Below are 21,664 nucleotides of genomic sequence, written 5' to 3' on the forward strand. Positions count from 1 at the left end.
CGTTAGAATGTAGATAGAGTAGAGGTATTGATTTACAGATGATTGGGCAGCAAAGAAATATATTGGCAACTTTAGGAATTGATGTGTGGATTCCTAAGACACAGGTGTGCCAAAAAAATAATGCTCAAAGTCTCTGGCGAGATCAAGCTGCTCCAGAAGGTGAGCCAATTATATTACCTTCTAAGAACAATCCAGTTCTTGAGCAGCCGACAAAACCGCAAGTTAATGAAGTTCCAAAAGTTGAATCTGAAATTGCGGTACCACTTCCAGTAGCAGTTCCGCCTGTTGTGTCGCCTCGTACTGAAGTACAAGCTCCAGTAGTTACGATTGCTTCATTTGAGTTGCAGGCTTTTGCACTTGAAAAATGCGTTATTTTTTTAGATGTTACCAATTTAAGTGAAGAAGAAAAGCAGCTTTGGAATAACATTCAAAAAGCAAAAATAGGGCAATATGCTGAACTAAAATGGCCGTTCCCTTTAGCTAACTATCAAGACCAACGTGGTGCAGGTTCATATATTCAAGGCTTTTTAGATGCTGTCGCAGCAGACAAGAAAATCTTGTGTCTTGGGGAATGTTCTTATATTCAACATGCCAATATTATTCATTTGGCGAGTTTAAAAGAAATGTTGGAGAAACCACTCCTTAAAAAAAGGTTATGGCAATTAATGCAAGATAACAACGAGTAGTAGGGATTTACATGAAAAAAGTTGTAGTTTTTAGCCAAATTGATGAAGAAATTTTGTCTCGATTACAACAGGATTATCATGTTGTAGTTCTTAATCCAAAACTGGGTGATATTAATGAGCAAATACGCCAACAAGTTGTAGATGCTGATGGAATGATTGGTGCTGGTCGACTTCTTAATGAAAGTAATCTTGCGCCTGCTCAAAAACTCAAAATTATTTCATCTGTAACAGTTGGTTATGATAATTATGATGTAGCTTATCTAAACCAAAGAAAAATCTGGTTATCAAATACACCTCATGTTTTAACTGAAACAACGGCTGATCTTGCTTTTACATTATTACTTAGCGCTGCTAGAAAAGTTCCTTTTCTTGATCATTGGACTAAACAAGGTGAATGGAAAAGAACTGTTGGGCCTCAGCAGTTTGGTTTAGATGTTTTTGGAAAGACGCTAGGAATTATTGGACTTGGTAATATTGGTGCTGCAATTGCACGACGTGGTTTTTATGGATTTAACATGAATATTGTTTACCATAACCGTCGTGAAAAGCCTGAATTGGCAGAGCCTTTAAAAGCACAATATCTTGGTTTAGATGAGTTATTGCAACAGTCTGATTTTGTAGTAACCGCAGTTGATTTAAATAATGAATCGAAAGCCTTGATGGGTAAAGCTCAATTTGAGCTTATGCAAAAGCACGCTATTTTTATAAATATTGCGCGTGGTTCAGTGGTTGACGAGCAAGCTTTAATTGAGGCCTTACAAAGTAGTGAAATCTTCGGGGCTGGTTTAGATGTATATGAAAAAGAACCTTTACAAGATTCAGAGCTTTTTAAACTGCCAAATGTTGTTACTTTGCCTCACGTAGGATCTGCGACTGCAGAGACCCGTAAAAAAATGGCAAATCTTGCTTATAAAAATCTGGTTGAAGCTTTAGAGGATAAAACTCCTAGATATTTGGTAAACCCAAACTTTGCATAAATGATTAATAACACTTCATTGCAAAACTAAGCGATCTCGAGTGATATATTAAAAGTCTATTGATTGAACATAATTTTTTATGTTTTATATCAGTAGACTTTTTTTGATGGTTTAATTTTACTAGAGAAAAACTTTTGAGATTTTTGCCAATTATTTTAAGTACGGCTTTTATAACAAATGCTTCGTACGCGCAGCCTTTCGACCCTCAGCCTTCTGCAAATCAGGTAGAAATTCCAAATATTGGAAGTGGGATAGGTTTACTTGATCAACAAAAAGAAAAGTTCATTGGCGAAAAAGTTTTTCGTGAAGTTCACAAACAAATGCCCGTTATTCAGGATGTCTGGCTAGAAGATCAATTTTTTCAGGTATTTTCGAGTATTTTAAGTGAAACTCAGCTTGGGCAGCCGATTGGTCTAGTCGTGATTAAAGATCCACAAATTAATGCTTTTGCTGTCCCAGGTGGCTTATTTGCGCTTAATACAGGGCTTATTGCCTCAGCACGAAATATTGATGAAATTGCTGGGGTTATGGCGCATGAAATTGCGCATGTATCGCAAAGACATTTTAGTCGTTCTGAAGAAGCCTTTAAAGGTCAAACCTTGCTAAGTCTAGCAGGACTTTTAGCGGGGGTGGCTATAGCTGCGCAGGGTGGTGGCGATGCGGGTGCAGCAGTGATGCTTGGAACCCAAGCTGCACTCATGGATAAGCAATTAACATATAGTCGAAATCAAGAGCGTGAAGCAGACCGTATTGGTATGCAATATATGTATGCGGCGGGTTATAACCCTCAAAGTATGGCTGATTACTTTGAAACAATGCATAGAGCTACAAGTCGAGTAAGTTTTTTACCGGATTTCTGGTTGACTCATCCATTGACGACTGAGCGTATGAGTGAAGCGCGGCTGCGTGCAAACCAGATGCCTCGAGTTAAAAATCGTATATATGATGCAGATTTTGAGATTTTAAAATGGTACACCATGGTGATTGCCAATCAGGCAACTGAAAACCAACTACAAAGTTTGGCGTCCCAAAAAAATATTGCTGGTCTGATTGCTTTAGCAGCATTTTACACAAGACAAGGTGATTATGTGCAAGCGCAGTCTACTTTAGATCAAGCGAAATCTAGTGGGAAGCCTCTTGTCACATTATTGCAGACAGATATTTATCTTGGCCAAAACAAGCTAGATCAAGCTTATACAACAATTGCTTCTACACAAATGACGATGCCTGAAAATAAAGCTTTTAGTTATAAGTTGGCTGAAGTGTTGCTGCGCCAAGGAAAATTTTCACAGGTTCAAACTCTTGTTCAACGATTTATCAATAAAAACCCAAGAGATATCCAAGGTTGGCAATTTCTGCAGCAGGCTGCTAATTTGGACAAGACAGGACCGTTGAGAGCAGTCAATGTTTTACGCTATCGGGCTGAAGCAGAATATTGGTCAGGTAGTGAGGAAAATGCAATTAAATCAATGTTGCATGCTCAGCGATTGGCAAAAGATAATCAAGCAATGTCGGCAAGAATAGACAGTCGTTTGAAACAAATGCAAGATGAGCGAAGAATGAAGATTTAAGAGTTATATCTTACTTAATTTGCAGATGTGCAAATATATACAAACTAAAGAAGCTTGATTGGAAGAAATATAAATTTAAAAAAGAGGAATTAAGCTAATTTAGCTTTAATTTTTGCTGAAACTTGAGCAGGATCGGCACGCCCGGCTATGATCGGACGTAGAGAATTCATCACCTTACCCATATCTTTCATGCTAGTTGCTTCTTGAGCAGCAATCGTTTGCTCAATGATAGAATCAAGCTCTTCCTCAGTCATAGCTTCTGGTAGAAACTGAGAGATAATCTCAGCTTCGGCTTGTTCTTTACTAGCTAAATCATTACGACCAGCACCTTCAAAGGCTTTGATCGATTCTTTACGTTGTTTAATTTGCTTTTCAATGACCGCAAGAACCTGAGCGTCGTCAAGCTCTTTGCGCTCATCGACTTCGATTTGCTTAATTGCCGCTTGTAGACTACGCAAAACCGTCACTGTTGCCATATCTTTGGCACGCATAGAAGTTTTTAATGCATCAGTAATTTGGTTTTTTAAAGTAGTCATAATTCAGCAGTCAATCACAAATTAATTAGTAAAGGCGAGTAGTACGTACAGATTCGCGAGCCAATTTCTTTTGGTAGCGTTTAACTGCTGCAGCTTTTTTGCGCTTACGTTCTTGAGTTGGTTTTTCGTAGAATTCGCGTTTACGAACGTCAGCTAAAACACCAGCTTTTTCGCATGAACGTTTGAAACGACGGATAGCTACGTCAACTGGTTCGCCTTCTTTCAACTTAACTTGTGGCATGTAAAATCCTCTAGATTATGGATAAGATCAGGCACACCATTGCGCCGGATCACAAGTGAAGGTCAGTATTTTACTCATTTACAACTCATATCACAAGTCTATAATAGCGATTGCAATATTTTGACTCATATAAAAGGCAGTTTTGATGATTGTTTTAGGCTTGGAAACTTCTTGTGATGAAACAGGGTTGGCACTTTATGATAGCGAACTCGGCTTACGGGGACAGGTTCTTTATAGCCAGATTAAACTTCATGCTGAATATGGTGGCGTAGTACCTGAACTTGCTTCTCGAGACCATGTTCGTAAATTAATTCCTTTAATGAATCAATTGCTTGAACAAAGTGGTGTAACAAAACAAGAGATTGATGCGGTTGCTTATACGCGTGGTCCTGGCTTAATGGGAGCATTAATGACAGGTGCACTGTTTGGCAGAACTTTAGCTTTTTCTTTAAACAAGCCTGCAATTGGTGTTCACCATATGGAAGGTCATATGTTGGCCCCATTACTTTCAAGTCAACCACCTGAATTTCCGTTTGTAGCATTGTTAGTTTCAGGTGGACATACACAATTGATGGCAGCCCACGCTATTGGTCAATATGAACTATTGGGTGAGTCTATTGATGACGCTGCGGGCGAAGCTTTTGATAAAGTTGCAAAAATGATGAGCTTGCCATATCCAGGTGGGCCAAATATCGCAAAACTTGCATTATCTGGTGATCCATTAGCTTTTGAGTTTCCAAGACCTATGCTTCATCAAGGCTTGGATTTTTCTTTTAGTGGCTTAAAAACAGCTGTTTCTGTTCAATTGAAAAAATTGAATGGCGAAAATCGTGACGCTGATATTGCTGCTTCATTCCAAGAAGCAATTGTAGATACCTTGGTAAAAAAATCAGTAAAAGCTTTAAAGCAAACTGGACTTAAACGTTTAGTGATTGCAGGTGGAGTTAGCGCAAATTTAAGACTACGCGAGCAATTAGAAACCTCTTTGGCGAAAATTAAAGCGCAAGTTTATTATGCAGAGCCTGCTTTATGTACTGATAATGGGGCAATGATTGCTTTTGCTGGCTATCAACGTTTAAAAGCAGGTCAGCATGATGGTTTAGCGGTAACGACCACGCCGCGCTGGCCGATGACTGAACTCACTATTCCTGAGTAAAATTATTCATCTTCAAAAGCATGTTGGTTTTCGATATCAATATATTCGATGTAACCACGGCCTTGAACTTCATTACCAAAATAATGACCTGTAAATATATAGCTACTCGCATAACCTCGCCCATGACCATAGCGGAATGGGCAGTCAATTTCTGCCTGAATGTTTAAGATAATTTGCTTTGCCTCATTTCTAGCGATCCAAGAAAAATATTTTGGAAGTCGCATTTTATGCCCAGTAGGTGAAACAAAGTCATCAACTTGATGCGAAATAATATCAAAGCTTACATCTGTATAAATTTCAGCTGGCTGGTCCAGATGTCGAATATGCAGGGTATATGCAGCTGTTTGTCCTGCAATATCGGCTTTGGTAAGAAGAAGTTGAGTGGTTTCATTTAAATTGATGATTTGATAAGTGAAAAAATCAAGTGGCAGTTTATATACATCAGGAATAAGTTTGTTTGTGATGGAGTGAGGACCAACTGCTCGAGCATATTCGTAAGTGCAGAGTCCTTGGCTTTCAATGCGTTCTGCTTGATAGCTTAGAAAACCTTTAAACTTTGCCAATAAGCTAAAATGATCATAGATTGGTGTTTTTATAAACCATGAAACATGTGAAGTAATATCGATATCAAAGTCGAAATCAAATCCATCATAATGACCATTAATGTGAATTTGAGGGAATTTACCTTGAATTGAAATTTCTTGACCTAGTTCTATTAAGCTCCCATCTTTATTAATTTTTGTATCTTCGGGAATGACATAGGCCCTCAGTAAAGCTTGTTCCAGAGCAGCTGTGCTTGAAAAGAAAGTAGCTGTTTTTCTAGGATTTCCAGTGATGATATCATCATGGTCAAAAGCAAGTGCACCGGGCGTACCGATTAAAATCATAATATTTAAGTAACGATGCGGCTCTGGTAAAAGCGGGAAAAAAATACCGTAATGTGTCCAGCTATAATATTTTTCGTCAACTCGTGGACGGATGATATGAGCTTGAGTAAAAGGAAGAGTTGAATATTTTTTTGCTTGGTCTAAAACGCCTTGTGCAAGTAATAAACTTTTACCAAGCGCTTTACTGGCTGTAGAAATTTTTGGCAATTGTTTTTTCATATATAAACCTAAAGAAGGGCTATCTTTGTTTTAGGTTATGAAAAACAACTGCCAAAGCTAAGCGGTTTATAGGCCAAAGCTAAGGCTTTGCGGGACATTTTATTTAATTGTTAGACAAATCTTTTAATGCGTTTAAACCAATCCAATGCTTAGAAAACTGATAAGCCGCTCGACCAGAGCGCTGACCCCGCATCTGACACCAACGTAGACTTTCTGCACGAACTTCATCATTGAAAGGCATGTTTGCTTTATCAAGATAATGCTCAACGATTTCTAAATATAGGTTTTGATCCATTGGATAAAAAGATAGCCATAGACCAAACCGATCCGACAAAGAGATCTTTTCCTCAATCGCTTCTTGTGGATGTAGTTCAGTATATTGGGGAACATCGACCTTAGTTACAGGTGTATTTTCATGCATGAATTCTGGTAACAGGTGGCGACGGTTACTGGTTGCATAAATAATAAAATTACTTGAACCTGACTGTAATGAACCATCTAATACACTTTTTAGACTACGGTAATTTTCATCTTCCGCGTTAAAAGCCAAGTCATCACAATAGACGATATATTTTTCAGGGCGATTTTGAATGAGTTTTTGAATTTTGGGTAAGTCTGATAAATCATCACGTTCAATTTCAATTAAACGCAATCCCTGAGGGGCATACTCAGTGAGTAAAGCACGAACAATAGATGATTTTCCTGTACCACGTGAGCCTGTTAACAGCACATCATTCGCTGGTAGGCCATTTAAAAATTGCAAAGTATTTTGAATAATTTTTTCTTTTTGACGCTCAATGCCTTTTAAGTCATCAAGATAAATATTTTTTGGCTTATAGATGGCATTAAGTTGCTGATTTTCCCATCTAAAAGCAGGTGCAGTAAAATCTGTTTCTTGTCGAGGCTCAGGCAAGACTTGCTGTAACTGATTTAATACAAGTGATAATGTTTGAACTAAATTGTCCGGTAAATCAATGGTAGCCATGGTAAGTCAATCATGTTAAACAGTGTTTGATAGGATACTAACACCGAAATTAATAGGCTGACAAAAAACTTATTGCCTATACACTTTATCGGTTTTGCAATTGATTGAAATGTTCAGACCGAGCATAGTGTTGTGATGTCTATTCAGTAAAATCATCTGTGAAGATGAGGACGAAATATGTTTGAAAAAATACGAAGTGATATGAATCCACATCAGGCTTACCGTATCAAAAAATTACAACGTCAATTAGACATGGCTGAATCTTATGAGGAATGGAAGTCTTTTGCATTAAAACTAGATGAAGAAACAGGTGTGCAAGAGTGGAAGTTTGATAATAGTTCACCTTACTTCGATGCCGAACTCATTTCTTATCGATACACTTTGCTCAAAAGATATCGTCAGCAACATCGCACATTAGACCTCATCTATTTACTTAAAGAGGGGCTAACCTACGATATTGCAAATATTGGTCATCCAATGCTTTTTGCAGCAACACATGTCGGTACGAAAAAGTTAATTGAAGACTATATTGAAGAGGTTAGCCAAAGTTTAGCTTACATCGCTTCAAGTGAATGCATCACATTTCAAAGAAAAGAAAAAATAGAGTTTTTTGAAAACTGTGAAAAGGCGTATGGACAACCTGCACTTATGTTTTCGGGCGGCGCGACTTTAGGACTTTTTCATACGGGAGTATGTAAGGCTTTAATTGAACAAGACTTAATGCCTAAAGTGCTCTCTGGCTCAAGTGCAGGGGCAATTATGACAGGTATGCTTGGAACCTCTGCTAGTGAAGATATCCAAAACTTATTAAATGGTGAGCAATTTTTTAGTGATGCTTTTCATTTTAGGAAATTCCGTGAACTTATTAAAGGCAATGGTGGAATTGCCGATGTTCAATATTTGAAAAAATTCCTCATTGAGAATTTAGGTGATCTTACGTTTGAAGAGGCTTTCAAAAAATCAGGTTTAAACATTAATGTGGCGGTAGCGCCGTATGATGCAACAGAAAACCCAAGAATCATGAATGCCATTATGACGCCGAATGTTTTGGTGTGGAGTGCGGTATTGGCTTCATGTGCCGTGCCAATTTTATTCCCACCGGTACGTTTAACCAGTAAACGTTATGATGGTGAACATACACCTTATATGGCAAATACAAAGTGGGTAGATGGAAGTGTAAGAAGCGATTTCCCGCAAGAAAGAATGGCGCGGCTTTACAATTTAAACTACACCATTGCGAGTCAGGTTAACCCACATATTGTTCCATTTATGCAAAATGATGCGGATCGCTTCCGTAAAGACGTTTTAAGTTGGCCTGAAAGAATTCTAAGACGCCAAGGTAAAGTACTATCAATGGGTATCATGGATTTTACGCGTCAACGACTTGGTTCTATATCTCCAGTTAGAAGATTGTTAGATCATGGCTATGGCGTAATGGGACAGCGTTATTATGGTGATGTAAATATCATTGCTAAATATAGCCTAAGTCACTATACCTATACTTTGCAAAACCCGCGTCCGCATCTGTTTAAGCGTTTGCAAAGAGAAGGGGAACGTGCAACTTGGCCAAAAATTTCTTCAATTGAGACCCATGCTCGTATTGGTAAAACAATTCAGCATTGTTTAGAGGTCTTGCGTTTTGAAGAAAAGAAACAACAGCCTGAGTCTTACTATGCTGAAGCATGATTTTGCTTCCCCAATAGAAAACTTAATATGTGTGACAAAGCCAGCAAGTGCAGCGTTAGGGCGGTGTTTATGGACATGTACTATAGACACTAAGAATTACTGGTTAAAATATCATTTGCCTGAAACCCATGCTCAAAGTGAGCAAGATTTCTTGCATGAGCAATTATTTTACAAAGAAATTAATCTTAAGAACTCAACATGGCTTTTACCTTACAAACTGATTGAAGTCAGCTTAATTCCTCAGCTAGAACATTCCTTAGGTCAGGTTTTAATTTTACCTGATAGTGATGTATGGTTTGATTCATTGAATGAGGAAACTGATTTTAGTGACATATATCGAAAAATTTGGTGCGCAATAAATAAACTTGCTGAACTGCATGAATTTGGCTGGATTCATGGCGACGTTAAGGCAGAGCATTTTAGAGAGTTTCAGCAAAAGCCTTATTTGATTGATTTTGAGAAAACGAGATCTATCTCAAGTTGCAATACAGTCATGGATGCAACACCTCGTTATATGGCTCCTGAGCTATTTCGAGGAGGGCATAAGGGAATACAAAGTGATTTATATGCTTTTGGCATCATTTTATATGAATGGTTGACTCAAACTCGCTTAGAAGCAGGTAGTTATCGTGATTGGGCAGTCTTACACTGTCAAAATTTAACCATTCAATTACCCACGCAGTTTTTGATTTTTTTACCCTTACTTGTAGGTTTATTACAAAAACAGCAGCAAAATCGGTTTTCAAATGCTGATGAAGCAATAAATTGCTTAAAACAGATTCAAATTGATAAAAATCATTGATCTAGTATCTGTATACAATTTACACGGTTAGTTTTTTTTAGAAAAAAAACACTTGTCACTGTCAGATCTTATCGCTAATATACACAGCCATCGGGGGCGTGGCGAAATTGGTAGACGCACTGGATTTAGGTTCCAGCGCCGCAAGGTGTAAGAGTTCGAGTCTCTTCGCCCCCACCACTTTAAGTTAATAACTTAAAGTTTGATGTAGATGTTAGGTCATCTAGATCTTGGAAGAGGATTGGTGTAATGGTAGCATGACGGTCTCCAAAACCGTTCGTCAAGGTTCGAGTCCTTGATCCTCTGCCACATTTATTTTAAATAAATGTCCCAGATGGGGGCGTGGCGAAATTGGTAGACGCACTGGATTTAGGTTCCAGCGCCGCAAGGTGTAAGAGTTCGAGTCTCTTCGCCCCCACCACTTTAAGTTAATAACTTAAAGTTTGATGTAGATGTTAGGTCATCTAGATCTTGGAAGAGGATTGGTGTAATGGTAGCATGACGGTCTCCAAAACCGTTCGTCAAGGTTCGAGTCCTTGATCCTCTGCCACATTTATTTTAAATAAATGTCCCAGATGGGGGCGTGGCGAAATTGGTAGACGCACTGGATTTAGGTTCCAGCGCCGCAAGGTGTAAGAGTTCGAGTCTCTTCGCCCCCACCATTAAAAAAGCAAGATTATGATCTTGCTTTTTTTGTGATTAAATCTTGAGTGTTTAATCATGAATATAGAGGATTGGTGTAATGGTAGCATGACGGTCTCCAAAACCGTTCGTCAAGGTTCGAGTCCTTGATCCTCTGCCATAAAATAAGGCTCCTATTCGGGAGTTTTTTTATTATTTATATTTTTAAAAATAACTTTTCATTCGTGCTCAAGCAATTTTCTAAATAGATATTTTTATAGCTGTTGCTTTTCAATGTTTTATCACATCATAGATTGTTTTTTAATTAAGCAATATACTGAATTTCTTAATCTTTTTATTAAGCTATTGTTTTATATTTATTTAACTTAAGTTTTGGAAATTATTTATATAAAAGCCTTGAATACAATTTTATTTCATGTATGATGCTGTTAACTAGAAAAAAGACTTGTTAGTAAATCTTCTTTTAAGTATCGTAGTTTTAGTCATAATCCTTCGTTTTTTAAGATATTAAGCTCAATTTGTTATTCTTTTTTCAAAGTTATGATAGGATCATTATTTAATGATTCTAAAATATTAGAAATCAGTAGGATATATCATGTCTAATACAGTAAGTGGTACAGTAAAGTGGTTTAACGAAACTAAAGGTTTTGGTTTCATTCAACAAGACAACGGTCCAGATGTGTTCGCTCACTTCAAAGAAATCGCAGGTTCTGGTTTCAAAACTTTGCATGAAGGTCAACGCGTAACATTTACCGTTACTCAAGGGCAAAAAGGCCCAAATGCTGTAAATATTATTCCACAATAATATAACAGCAAGTAAAAAAAGCACTTTTTAGTGCTTTTTTTTATTTTAGCTTTTAAAGAAATTTATTCTTCTTTTAGAGCATTAAAAGCCCTCAATAGAAGGGCTTTTTATTTTCTTGTGAATATAAATCATTAGTTATTAAGCTCTTATAGTTAATAATCAAACATATTTTTAATATAAACTTTAGAATATGTGTGAAATATAAATTATTAGTAATAGAGATATGGTAGATTAAAAAATCTTTAAATAAAGAAATTTTATATTTCACGGAATTGCTAATGAACGTTCGCCTGTGTTATGCCAGTCAACGGAACGAAAAAAATGAAGACTTGTTGCAAGATTTACGTGATATTTTGACAGAAGCACGAGATTTCAATGATTTGAATCAGATCTGTGGGGTGCTCTATTATGCCGATAATGCTTTCTTTCAATGCTTGGAAGGTGAGCGAGAGGTGGTTGAACGATTATTTGAAAAAATTACAAATGATGAAAGACACCACAATGTTAAATGGTTGTGTACATATTCCATTGAACAAAACTCGTTTCAACGATGGTCAATGAAATATGTACAACGTAATACAAATATCGAATCTTTCTTTCTAAAAATGGGAGAAAGTACTTTTAATCCTATTCGTCTTGATGAGCAAAACTTAAAAGCTTTCATCAATGAATTAGTCATTGCCGAACAAACTAAAATTAACACAGTTAAGAAAGTGGGTATGGTGAATCGTGGGGTGAAACCGTTTTAGCTATTTGGCTATCACGCCAATATGGATGGTCTTGAGTTTAGGTAATATTTTAGTCATGACTAAATATACAATAACTGAACTTGCGAGCATCCATATCACTTCTAAACTTTGACTAATGACAAACATAGCCCAATAAAAAAAGCTAAATAGGGCGAGACAGAGTCCACTACCTTTAAAATACCAAGTAATAAATATGCCGAAAAGCGCGGATGAGAGAAGAAGATTAATCGTCTCGTTCATTCCTATGTAATTAAAGAAAATAATCAGTAAGCATAAAGCTAACATTGATAGTAAATATACAAATATATTTTTTGCAATAAACATTTTCTATACCCTATCTGATGATTAAAAAAGTATCTTTCCTCTGTTTCCAGAGGAAAGATAGTACATATTAATTTTTGAGATTCTTTTTCTATTATTAAGAGTTTTTATATTAATAAAGATGACTTTATCATTTTCTCCAGATCTCTTTATTAATATTCAGCTTTCTATTTAATAGTAAAGAGTGCTTATATGTACTGAAATTAATTATAAGAAAAACAATCATTTGAGTTGTAAGCTTTGGCTTACATAATTGTGAGAGATTGCCTACATTTGTATAAATAATGATCAAATTTTACAAAATTAAATTTATAAAAAAAATTGTTTAACAATAGCTTAAGTAAATATATTGATTAGATGATCTTTACATAAATAACAAAAAGTAACATCAACTTTAAGAGGTACTTTTCTTAAAATTTATAAATATTAATAAGAAAAAAATTGATCTATTTAAAAAATTTTAACATTTGATAAAATATTGTTTTATTAAGTTGTATTTCTAATAAATAAAGTTTATGTGTTGAAGGATTTTAATGTGATTATTAGTGAGGAAATTATATTTATATTTTTGAGTCATCTAGTAATGAGCTGCTTTCGAATTATGAGAAAAAACTACTGCAATATAAATGAAATTAGAATATCAGACTTATAAAATTTGAATTATGGCCAGCATAGAACTGACTACACTGGCTTTACTGATTTTGAATTAATTATTCTGAACGAGTAGCTAACCAAGTACTCACTTCTGGCCAGACCGTGGTGGGGGCTTGACTACCAGAAACTACCCCCATATGACCACCTGGTACCACTTTAAATGTTTTGTCTTGGCTGCTAATTAAATCCATGAGTGGTTTAACAGCATCGGCTGTGACAATAATATCTGTGTTACCACCGACAGCTAATACTGAACATTTAATGTCTTTTAGATAGGCGGTAAGTTCACCAAATTTAACCACGCCTTTAGACAGCTCATTATCAATCCAGAAGCGGAGAATAATATCGCGCATGACTCCACCTGGGTAAGCCAACATATTATCGATAAATGAGCTTGAGGTTGCATGATCGACAATAAACTCTCGGTTATCTAGATTTTTAAAAAGTTCCCAATATGTTTTCAAATTTCCAATCGGATCCGTTAATTTAAAGCCAAGAGTGTTTTGCCACCCATGAATATGAAATGCTTCACTTGGTACATGATGGCGAATACGAAATGGCGTATGTTTGCGAACCCATTCGGCAGGTTTGGTGAGGCTACCGTAGAGTTTCCCCATATAACCCGCTTTATGTGTGTCGATAGGAGATGCCAGAATAATCAGGTTTTTAATATCTTTATCTTTAAACAATGCGGTATAGCAGAGCGAAAGTGCGCCGCCTAAACTCCAACCATGTAAAGAAAGCTGTTGCTGACCGCTGTGTAGGCGAACTTGCTTTAACATCTCTGGCATGAAAACTTTAATATAAGTACCGAAGTTGTATTTTGCTTGGTGTCGGGTTGGTACGCCCCAGTCAATTAAGTAAACATCAAACCCTTGGGCTAAAAAGAAACGTACAAAACTACGAGTAGGGAACAAATCGTAAATGAGCATGTTCACTGCTAATGGTGGAACAATAACTAAAGGTACGCGGTGTTTAGGAGTAGAGGTATCGGTCTCATTTTTATAATGGCGTAAGGTAATAATTTCATGCTTATGAATCACATCAAAAGGTGTTTTTCCTGACAAAGCTATTTGAGGGCCTCTGAAAAAGAGATCTGATGCATTGATCAGCATGTGAGGTATTTTTTGACCAGCACGTGTCTGAAGAGATTTTTTAATAGATTGTAGCTGTGGAACGTTCTGACGAACTTTAAGCAATAAACTCATTGAATATAAAACCTATAAAGATGTTGCCCAGAACAGTAAAGAGCTGGTCTTTGAAGGATATTAAAGTGAATGATGGAGAAGTTCAGTGACCCAAAAGACAGGATTTTTCTTTAAATGTATCAAGTAGAGCTTAGCTTAGCCCAACATACTCTTACTTAAAAAATCGGTAATAAGATTGAGGCAACCAGATGTCTTGATTTCATCGCTTGAGCATTTAAATGTTTAAAAAATTAATTATCAAAGCAATATAGAAATTTAAGAGAGGATACATTGTGATTTTTTACTAAATACTCAAAATAACAAATTGATTTATATGATTATTATTAAATAAAGATGGTTTTTGTAAAGTTTGTTTGTGTTTTTTTTAAATAATAAAAAATAAAATATAATTATTTTACAATCTATTAGGAATGTAATCAGAAAGTAGTATATATGGAATTTGTTTTTAATGGTTTTTATACACTAATTTCGGCGGTTATCGTCTTATTATTGGGCCGCTTTCTTGTTAATCGTATTGATTTTTTAAAACGTTATAATATCCCTGAACCTGTAGCTGGTGGTTTGGTTGCTGCTGTAGTTTCTTTACTTGTCCACACAGTGTGGGGCTACAGTATTGTTTTTAGTAGCGAATTACAAACCAGTTTTATGCTCGTGTTCTTTGCTTCAATTGGTTTAAGTGCCAATTTTATGAAGCTTAAAGAAGGTGGTACTGCTTTAATCATCTTCTTAATTTGTGTAGCCTCATTTATTGTTGTGCAAAATGCTGTTGGTATGAGTCTTGCGACTTTATTGGGCCTTGATCCACTTATTGGCTTGATTGCTGGTTCAATTACCTTAACAGGTGGTCATGGTACAGCTGGCGCATGGGGTGAAATTTTAGAAAGTCAGCATGGTATTCAGGGTGCTTTAGCATTAGGTATGGCGAGTGCTACTTTTGGTTTGATTATTGGTGGTGTGATTGGTGGGCCATTAGCGAAACTACTTATTAATCGTTACAGTCTTGCTCAACCAAAAACCAATGCTGAAATCCAAAATCGCGACACACATCTTGAACAAAATTCAGATGACCTTGCTCCGTTTGAAAACCCGCATCAAGTCCGTTTAATTACTGCCGATAATGCAATTACTACACTGGGTATGTTTGCAGCATGTTTAGCATTTGCTGAATTTATGACTGGCTTTAGTAAGGGAACTTGGTTCGAGTTACCAACTTTCGTTTGGGCACTTGGTGGCGGTGTAATCTTAAGAAATATTTTAGAAAGCGTGTTGAAAATTGATATTTTCGACCGTGCGATTGATGTATTTGGCAATGCGTCTTTGTCACTTTACTTAGCAATGGCATTGCTTTCGTTAAAACTTTGGCAACTTGCAGATTTGGCTGGTCCGTTAGTTGTAATTTTAGGTGCGCAAACCATTACGATGGCTTTATATGCAGCATTCGTGACGTTCCGCGTTATGGGCAAAAACTATGATGCAGCAGTGTTAGCAGCAGGCCATTGTGGTTTCGGTATGGGCGCAACTCCAACCGCCGTTGCAAATATGCAGGCCATTACTAACATGTATGGTCCATCGCATAAGGCTTTCTTGATTGTTCCGCTTTGTGGCGCATTCTTTGTCGACTTAATTAATGCAACGGTTATTCAGCTCATGTTGAAATTTATTGCCTAATATAAAAAAAGCCCGTTAGGGCTTTTTTTATGGGTGTTTGACCATGAATATTTGATTCTTATTTATAGGCCCAATTTTATTTTCCGATCATTTAAACCATTTTATTTTTAGGATGCTTTTTCTCAAAACTAATAATCGCCCTTAATCCTCGTTTCACATAGAATAAATTGCAGATAAATAAAATGAGAAATGTATGAGCTCAGAAGCACATTCAATTAGCTTAGTTGCCCCCGTGGTTTTATTGGCGGCTGCTGTCATTGCAGTTCCTATTTTTAAACGTATTGGTTTAGGTTCAGTACTTGGTTATTTAATTGCGGGTCTAATTATTGGCCCATTCGGTTTTGCTTTTTTTCAAGATTCCACAGCAATTTTGCATATTGCCGAGTTAGGAATCGTGATGTACCTCTTTGTGATTGGTTTGGAAATGCAACCATCACATTTGTGGAGTCTTAGACGCGAAATTTTTGGCCTTGGTACATTGCAGATCATCATTTGCGCGCTGGCTTTGACTGGCGTTGGGCTGTTATTTGGCTTTACATGGCAAGTTGCTTTTATTGGTGCGGCAGGGTTCGTCTTAACCTCGACTGCGATTGTGATGCAGTTATTGGGTGATCGGGGTGATTTGACTCAGCCACGTGGGCAAAAGATTGTAGCCATCTTACTATTTGAAGATTTACTGATTGTGCCATTGCTGGCTATTGTTGCTTTTATGGCACCGAATCATGTGGTCGAAAGCACATCGGTACGTCTAGAAAATATAGGAATTGGTTTAATCGCAATTGCAGGGCTTATTGCGGCAGGGTATTGGTTACTGAACCCATTGTTTAGACTCTTGGCTGCTGCTAAAGCCCGAGAAGTCATGACTGCCGCGGCTTTATTGGTGGTGTTGGGTGCAGCGTTACTGATGCAAGTCAGTGGTTTGTCCATGGCGATGGGGGCTTTTTTAGCGGGTGTACTTTTATCCGAATCAACATTTAGACATCAAATTGAAGCGGATATTGAACCATTCCGAGGAATATTACTGGGCCTGTTTTTCCTTGGGGTCGGCATGTCGTTGGATTTGTCAGTTGTTGCTCAGAACTGGCAACTGATTGTGAGTGGTGTAATTGCCCTAATGTTTGCCAAAGCGCTCATGATTTATATGGTCGCCCGAGTAACGAAAAGCTCTCATACTGAAGCATTAGACCGCGCTTTACTTATGGCTCAAGGTGGAGAGTTTGCTTTTGTACTATTCTCGGCTGCGCTAAGTGCACAAGTTATTGATAGCACCGTTAAATCTAACTTAACCGCTATTGTTGTGCTTTCAATGGTGTTGACCCCAATTGTCGGTATTATTTTCAAACGTTTTACTCAAACAAAAACGAAGGTTTCATTAGAAAACATCGACATTGCTGACGGGCTAAGCGGTAGTGTTTTAATGATCGGTTTTGGGCGCTTTGGACAGGTCACCAGTCAATTATTATTAGCAAGAGGTGTCGATGTCACCATTATTGATAATAATACCGACATGATTCGAAACGCCGAAAAATTTGGTTTTAAAATTTATTATGGCGATGGTTGCCGTTTAGATATTCTGCATGCGTCTGGTGCTGCAACAGCACAAGCGATTGTGGTGTGTGTAGATAGTAAGGAAACGACCAATCGAATTGTAGAACTTGTCACCCATGAATTTCCTTTAGCAAAACTATTAGTCCGTTCATATGACCGTGAGCATTCACTGCATTTAGTTAAACAAAAAGTGGACTTTATGATTCGTGAAACGTTTGAATCTGCCATTAAGTTTGGCGGCGTGATTTTGCAAGAGCTTGGTGTGGATGAAGATGAGGTAGAAAGAATTACCGAGGAAATTCGTGATTTGGATAATGAGCGTTTTGAAACTGAAATCGCGGCAGATGACGTCAATGCGGGAGTAGGTATGCAATATACACATACTCATCACCCAAGACCAACTGCGCCATTGATTCGACCAAAACAAGAAGGGCGGATTTTAAATAAGGAAGATACCTCAGAGAATGAAAGCCTCAATTAGTATAAAAATATCTGTAAAAGCTTTGTTTAGCAGAGCTTTTACGGAATGACTATAAATGCTCTAAGGCTGTGCCTTTAACTGGGGAGTTATATAAATAAAATCGCAAATAGGAGAGTTGAAGAACTTTTTATTTTGAACTCTTAAAAATTTACTCAAGTTCCAACTGATTATCATCTTTGGTAATTTTAATTTTTAACTTTTTATATTTTCGCTTATTTGGATCTAGGGCTGAGTTCATCACTTCATCCGCGAAAGGCGGACACTGCATCAATTTTGCATAAGCCCTATAGCCGATGCGTATTCGAGTAGGCGGGCAATCGGTTCTTTTTGAGTAGTATTCAATGAGTGAGTTCAGTTCTTGTAATAAAGTTTGCTGTTCCATCATACATACTTAACAATTAGATGACTTAAGCATAATAGACTTAGTCGTTTAGCGGAATATGCCTTTAAAATGTACAGCTATATAAATTGTGATGTAGTTCTCCAAAACACATATTTTATGTATGAAGTTTGTTTAGGAGAGATTTTGGATGATTTTTTAATCGGATTGTCACAAAGAAAGGTTAATTTAAAGTCATAACAAAAAATGATGAAGATTGTTGCGAACAATAAAATCAAAAGCAATTTTCACAGACGTGGTCGTGAGGTAATTAGGGCTAATTCGAAAGAGTTGGCTTTTTTGTTTTAATCAATTTTTTGTTTGCAAATATGGTTTTGGTTTAAATGTTTAGCTTCTTTAAAGCAGAACTTCGCTATTATTAAGCTTTAGTATCTAATTGAATTTTAATAATAATGAAAGAGATATTTTATGTTCGGAACCAAATTGACGGTCTAAAAATTAAAGATTATCCTTCTTTTTTATGGCAAAACGGAAGTAGGACACTTTAGGGTGTGCTAGGGTCTAACTAGTCTGTCAACCTTCTTTCGTCTTGCCACCATTCGTTAGCAGTATTTGTATATCTTTAAATTTAAGTTGAATTAGAATTTAGCTTAACTATCTAATTGAATGAAAAACAATAATTATTTAACTATTTTCTATTCAACCTTACATTGACACTCTAAACCTTGCCGATTATCCTTTGCCTGCTGGCCTACATTGCCAGTCGGTTTTAGCAGACCGTCTACAAAAGGCGCACAACAATGCTGTTTTGGTTTTTGTGCGTTCTCTTAAGTCACGCCTTTATGGTGAGGCTAGGAGGGACACCTTCGGGTGTGCTGGTTTCCTTTTGTACCAGTCTGCTAACCCTTCTAGTCTTGCCACCATTATTTAGCAGTAATTGGTAAGACTCTTCTAAATCAAAAGGAGTCCGCCGTTATGCGTACTATTTCTTCTCTCTCGTTGGCAACCTTTGCCAAATTCTCTCTATCCATACCGCTTAAACAGTCTTTAAAACGATGTAATCGACTTTAGGTTTCTACACCTTAAGAATCGTTACGACTAAAACATAGCAACAATAAACCAGAGATAGGTGAGCACACCATTATTGTGCGGTTTTTGCATGCCTGTATTTAGCACTCATTTTAAGAGTGACGGCATTTCTATCTCTTCTATTTACAACAAAAAATTATTTTAAGCGGTATACATGAAAAATTTAGAAGTTTCATTTAGAGCAACGCGAGCGCTTTATACAGCAGCAGATTTATTTAAACAACACGGCTTTAACAAGGTCGGGGTGGACCGAATTGTTAGTGAGACTAAAATTTCTAAAGCCACTTTTTACAACTACTTTCACTCCAAAGAAAGATTAATTGAAATGTGTTTGTTGGTTCAAAAAGAACACTTAAAAGAAAAAGTGAGAGCGGTGAGTGAATCTCGTCAATATCCAGATTTGGCTCTTAAGCTTAGACAAATTTACCTTTTACATGCTGACTTAAAGGGGGCGTATTACCTGCTGTTTAAAGCGCTTTTTGAAATTAAACAGCTTTATCCAAATGCATATCAAACCGCGATTCGCTATAGGCGATGGCTTAAAAATGAAATTTTCTGGGTTCTGCGAGAATCTAAAAAAAGAGCCACATATGAAGAGTCTGATATTTTTGTATTTATGATTGATGGTGCGATTTTTGGGCTTTTAGGTTCAAGCCAAAATGAAGAGCCTGATCAGTTGCTGACTTACTTTTTACAGATAAATGCTTAAATTGAACCTTTTACATTCAAAAATTGAAATAGTAAATTAAAGAACAGAAAGGAAAAAGTGAGGCTGCTAGAGCCTCACTTTATATAGGTGCTTATTTGCCTTTTTTAGTTTTTAAATACTCTGCATAAGCTTCATCTGCAAAGCGTCTTAAAGAGTCACCAATTGCAGCATATTGATATTCATTCAGGTTAGCTAAAGATGCACGGGCAGAAGGGTGCTGCACACCGAAGCCAGAACCCGGTAATAAAACTACACCTGTTTCATCGGCAACTCTAAACAATAGCTCGGTCGGATTTTTATTTTTCATGACCCAATCTGCAAACTCATCTCCATAGAGAGTACGTGATGTGTTTTCAAGGTTGACTAGGGTGTAGTAGTCCACAGCATTTGGATCTGTTGGAACCTCGACACCAAGCTGTCTATAAAGTGCTGCGTCGCGTTCACGAACAACAGATTTAACCGCTTTTTTATAGCTTTGGCGTGAGTCCATCATATTAAATAAGGCAAATAAAACCATTTGAACTTGCTGCGGGGTAGACAGACCAGCAGTATGGTTCAAAGCAACATTTCGGCTGTCTGCAACTAAACGGTCAATAAACTTAATGCTTGCTGGGTCTGTGGTTAAAGATGAATAGCGTTCTTCAAGCTCTTTCTTCTCTTTTTTCGATAAGTTGGCAATTTGTTTATCAAGCACATTGTTATTTGAAAGTGCAATGACACCCAGTCGCCAACCAGTTGCACCAAAGTATTTAGAGAACGAGTAAACCAAAATTGTATTGTCAGGACAGATCGCAAATAGTGATTTGAAATTATCGGCAAACGTACCGTAAACGTCATCGGTCAAAATGATCAGATCAGGGCGTTTTTTAACGATATCAGCCAAAATTGCAAGACCTTCATCACTCATTTTCACCGATGGTGGGTTACTTGGGTTGACTAAAAAGAATGCTTTAATAGACGGATCTTCTAACTTTCTAAGCTCCGACTCTGGATATTGCCAACCGAGTTTAGGGTCGGCTTCAATCAATACTTCTTCAAGCTGGTAATCATTGAGTTTTGGAATCTCAAGATATGGTGTGAAAATAGGGCTACCAATGGCAATACGGTCGCCATTTTTGATAATTTTATTTTCTTTTAATGAGTTAAAAATATAGGCCATTGCGGCTGTTCCGCCTTCAACCGCAAACAAATCTAAGTCTCTTTTTTGCATGCCTTGTACGCCCATTTCTCTTAAGACGTACTCTTTAATAATGGTTTCACTCACTCGAAGCATTCGGTCTGGCACTGGATAGTTACAGCCTAAAATTCCTTCGACCATTTCAAGTAAAAAAAGATCTGGGTCTAAACCTAACTGGTCGCGTACATAAGACACGGCTTTACCTAAAAAGACCACACCAGGTTTGTCACGGTTTTCCAAAATGAAATTATCAAAACGTGACTGGAGTCCAACGGGGCGTGGGAAGCCACCTAAACCTTCCGGCATATAGGAAAATGAAAATTCGGATTCGGTCGCAGAAAACAGACCCAGTTGGAAGAATGCTCGACGTGGGATAGTCGCAAGAAAGTTCGGATTACCACGCCCAGCATTTAACATCATTCGGTCAGTTCTGCTTTGAGCTAATTCTATTAAATTATCTTTAAGTTCAAATGGGCTGAGTTTTGCGTATTTAGAATAATCGACTTTCCCCATGGGACGTCTCCTTAATT

General features: G+C 37.2%; 19 protein-coding genes and 6 tRNA genes. 17 read left to right on the forward strand and 8 right to left on the reverse strand.

Annotated elements, in window-relative coordinates; all coding sequences use genetic code 11:
* Positions 1-38 precede the first annotated feature (38 nt).
* From J580_RS14235 to J580_RS14245, 3 genes are all read left to right on the forward strand, one after another.
* Entirely contained in the window at positions 39-686 is a 648-nt protein-coding gene (locus J580_RS14235) for a hypothetical protein (RefSeq protein ID WP_032004646.1), read from the forward strand.
* 11 nt (positions 687-697) lie between these two features.
* Positions 698-1,663: a 2-hydroxyacid dehydrogenase gene (locus J580_RS14240; protein ID WP_032004648.1), complete on the forward strand. Its 966-nt coding sequence runs from the start codon at positions 698-700 to the stop codon at positions 1,661-1,663.
* Between the two features lie 143 nt (positions 1,664-1,806).
* Entirely contained in the window at positions 1,807-3,234 is a 1,428-nt protein-coding gene (locus J580_RS14245) for a M48 family metalloprotease (protein ID WP_075383632.1), read from the forward strand.
* Between the two features lie 89 nt (positions 3,235-3,323).
* Here the strand turns inward: J580_RS14245 and J580_RS14250 are convergent, their stop codons facing one another.
* Both J580_RS14250 and rpsU read right to left on the reverse strand, forming a co-directional pair.
* Positions 3,324-3,770: a GatB/YqeY domain-containing protein gene (locus J580_RS14250; RefSeq protein WP_002115302.1), complete on the reverse strand. Its 447-nt coding sequence runs from the start codon at positions 3,768-3,770 to the stop codon at positions 3,324-3,326.
* A 25-nt stretch (positions 3,771-3,795) separates the two neighbouring features.
* Positions 3,796-4,011, reverse strand: coding sequence for a 30S ribosomal protein S21 (gene rpsU / locus J580_RS14255; RefSeq protein WP_001136722.1), 216 nt, complete (start codon positions 4,009-4,011; stop codon positions 3,796-3,798).
* 145 nt (positions 4,012-4,156) lie between these two features.
* Here rpsU and tsaD point away from each other — a divergent pair, with 145 nt between their 5' ends.
* Positions 4,157-5,167 carry a tRNA (adenosine(37)-N6)-threonylcarbamoyltransferase complex transferase subunit TsaD gene (gene tsaD / locus J580_RS14260; protein WP_005068344.1) on the forward strand — a complete coding sequence of 337 codons (1,011 nt, stop codon included), beginning with the start codon at positions 4,157-4,159 and terminating at the stop codon, positions 5,165-5,167.
* A gap of 2 nt (positions 5,168-5,169) precedes the next feature.
* Here the strand turns inward: tsaD and J580_RS14265 are convergent, their stop codons facing one another.
* Both J580_RS14265 and J580_RS14270 read right to left on the reverse strand, forming a co-directional pair.
* Complete coding sequence (locus J580_RS14265) at positions 5,170-6,273, reverse strand: DUF6670 family protein (RefSeq protein WP_032004652.1); 1,104 nt, start codon at positions 6,271-6,273, stop codon at positions 5,170-5,172.
* Positions 6,274-6,376: 103 nt separating this feature from the next.
* On the reverse strand, positions 6,377-7,258 hold the full coding sequence (locus J580_RS14270) for an ATP-binding protein (RefSeq protein WP_002115248.1): 882 nt from the start codon (positions 7,256-7,258) through the stop codon (positions 6,377-6,379).
* Between the two features lie 177 nt (positions 7,259-7,435).
* Here J580_RS14270 and J580_RS14275 point away from each other — a divergent pair, with 177 nt between their 5' ends.
* The 10 genes from J580_RS14275 to J580_RS14320 all read left to right on the forward strand — a co-directional run bounded on the left by J580_RS14275 (position 7,436) and on the right by J580_RS14320 (position 11,939).
* Positions 7,436-8,944 (forward strand): DUF3336 domain-containing protein, encoded by a 1,509-nt coding sequence (locus J580_RS14275; RefSeq protein WP_005073515.1) that lies wholly within the window; start codon positions 7,436-7,438, stop codon positions 8,942-8,944.
* Positions 8,931-9,746: a protein kinase domain-containing protein gene (locus tag J580_RS14280; protein ID WP_032004654.1), complete on the forward strand. Its 816-nt coding sequence runs from the start codon at positions 8,931-8,933 to the stop codon at positions 9,744-9,746. Before J580_RS14275 ends, J580_RS14280 begins: the two co-directional genes overlap by 14 nt.
* A 92-nt stretch (positions 9,747-9,838) precedes the next feature.
* A tRNA-Leu gene (locus J580_RS14285) sits at positions 9,839-9,923 on the forward strand.
* A gap of 55 nt (positions 9,924-9,978) precedes the next feature.
* Positions 9,979-10,052 (forward strand) — tRNA-Trp (locus J580_RS14290).
* 27 nt (positions 10,053-10,079) lie between these two features.
* Positions 10,080-10,164, forward strand: a tRNA-Leu gene (locus tag J580_RS14295).
* A 55-nt stretch (positions 10,165-10,219) separates the two neighbouring features.
* A tRNA-Trp gene (locus J580_RS14300) sits at positions 10,220-10,293 on the forward strand.
* A 27-nt stretch (positions 10,294-10,320) separates the two neighbouring features.
* Positions 10,321-10,405, forward strand: a tRNA-Leu gene (locus J580_RS14305).
* Between the two features lie 66 nt (positions 10,406-10,471).
* Positions 10,472-10,545 (forward strand) — tRNA-Trp (locus J580_RS14310).
* A 435-nt stretch (positions 10,546-10,980) separates the two neighbouring features.
* Positions 10,981-11,190, forward strand: a complete 210-nt coding sequence (locus J580_RS14315; RefSeq protein WP_002115279.1) for a cold-shock protein — start codon at positions 10,981-10,983, stop codon at positions 11,188-11,190.
* A gap of 278 nt (positions 11,191-11,468) precedes the next feature.
* Entirely contained in the window at positions 11,469-11,939 is a 471-nt protein-coding gene (locus J580_RS14320) for an AnBLUF65 family BLUF photoreceptors (RefSeq protein WP_005073517.1), read from the forward strand.
* Here J580_RS14320 and J580_RS23545 read toward each other — a convergent pair whose 3' ends face one another.
* On the reverse strand, positions 11,940-12,263 hold the full coding sequence (locus J580_RS23545) for a hypothetical protein (RefSeq protein ID WP_005073518.1): 324 nt from the start codon (positions 12,261-12,263) through the stop codon (positions 11,940-11,942).
* 707 nt (positions 12,264-12,970) lie between these two features.
* Positions 12,971-14,122 (reverse strand): alpha/beta fold hydrolase, encoded by a 1,152-nt coding sequence (locus tag J580_RS14325; protein WP_032004656.1) that lies wholly within the window; start codon positions 14,120-14,122, stop codon positions 12,971-12,973.
* Positions 14,123-14,554: 432 nt separating this feature from the next.
* Between J580_RS14325 and gltS the strand changes: the two genes are divergently transcribed.
* Both gltS and J580_RS14335 read left to right on the forward strand, forming a co-directional pair.
* On the forward strand, positions 14,555-15,790 hold the full coding sequence (gene gltS / locus J580_RS14330; RefSeq protein WP_032004657.1) for a sodium/glutamate symporter: 1,236 nt from the start codon (positions 14,555-14,557) through the stop codon (positions 15,788-15,790).
* Between the two features lie 193 nt (positions 15,791-15,983).
* Positions 15,984-17,819 (forward strand): monovalent cation:proton antiporter-2 (CPA2) family protein, encoded by a 1,836-nt coding sequence (locus J580_RS14335; RefSeq protein ID WP_032004659.1) that lies wholly within the window; start codon positions 15,984-15,986, stop codon positions 17,817-17,819.
* Between the two features lie 148 nt (positions 17,820-17,967).
* Here J580_RS14335 and J580_RS23690 read toward each other — a convergent pair whose 3' ends face one another.
* Positions 17,968-18,201, reverse strand: coding sequence for a hypothetical protein (locus tag J580_RS23690; protein WP_016806139.1), 234 nt, complete (start codon positions 18,199-18,201; stop codon positions 17,968-17,970).
* Positions 18,202-19,402: 1,201 nt separating this feature from the next.
* Here J580_RS23690 and J580_RS14340 point away from each other — a divergent pair.
* On the forward strand, positions 19,403-19,957 hold the full coding sequence (locus J580_RS14340; protein WP_032004660.1) for a TetR/AcrR family transcriptional regulator: 555 nt from the start codon (positions 19,403-19,405) through the stop codon (positions 19,955-19,957).
* 91 nt (positions 19,958-20,048) lie between these two features.
* Here the strand turns inward: J580_RS14340 and J580_RS14345 are convergent, their stop codons facing one another.
* Positions 20,049-21,647: a bifunctional aspartate transaminase/aspartate 4-decarboxylase gene (locus J580_RS14345; RefSeq protein ID WP_002116631.1), complete on the reverse strand. Its 1,599-nt coding sequence runs from the start codon at positions 21,645-21,647 to the stop codon at positions 20,049-20,051.
* Positions 21,648-21,664 lie beyond the last annotated feature (17 nt).

Source organism: Acinetobacter sp. 1542444 (assembly GCF_000581835.1).
Lineage (GTDB): Bacteria > Pseudomonadota > Gammaproteobacteria > Pseudomonadales > Moraxellaceae > Acinetobacter > Acinetobacter pittii.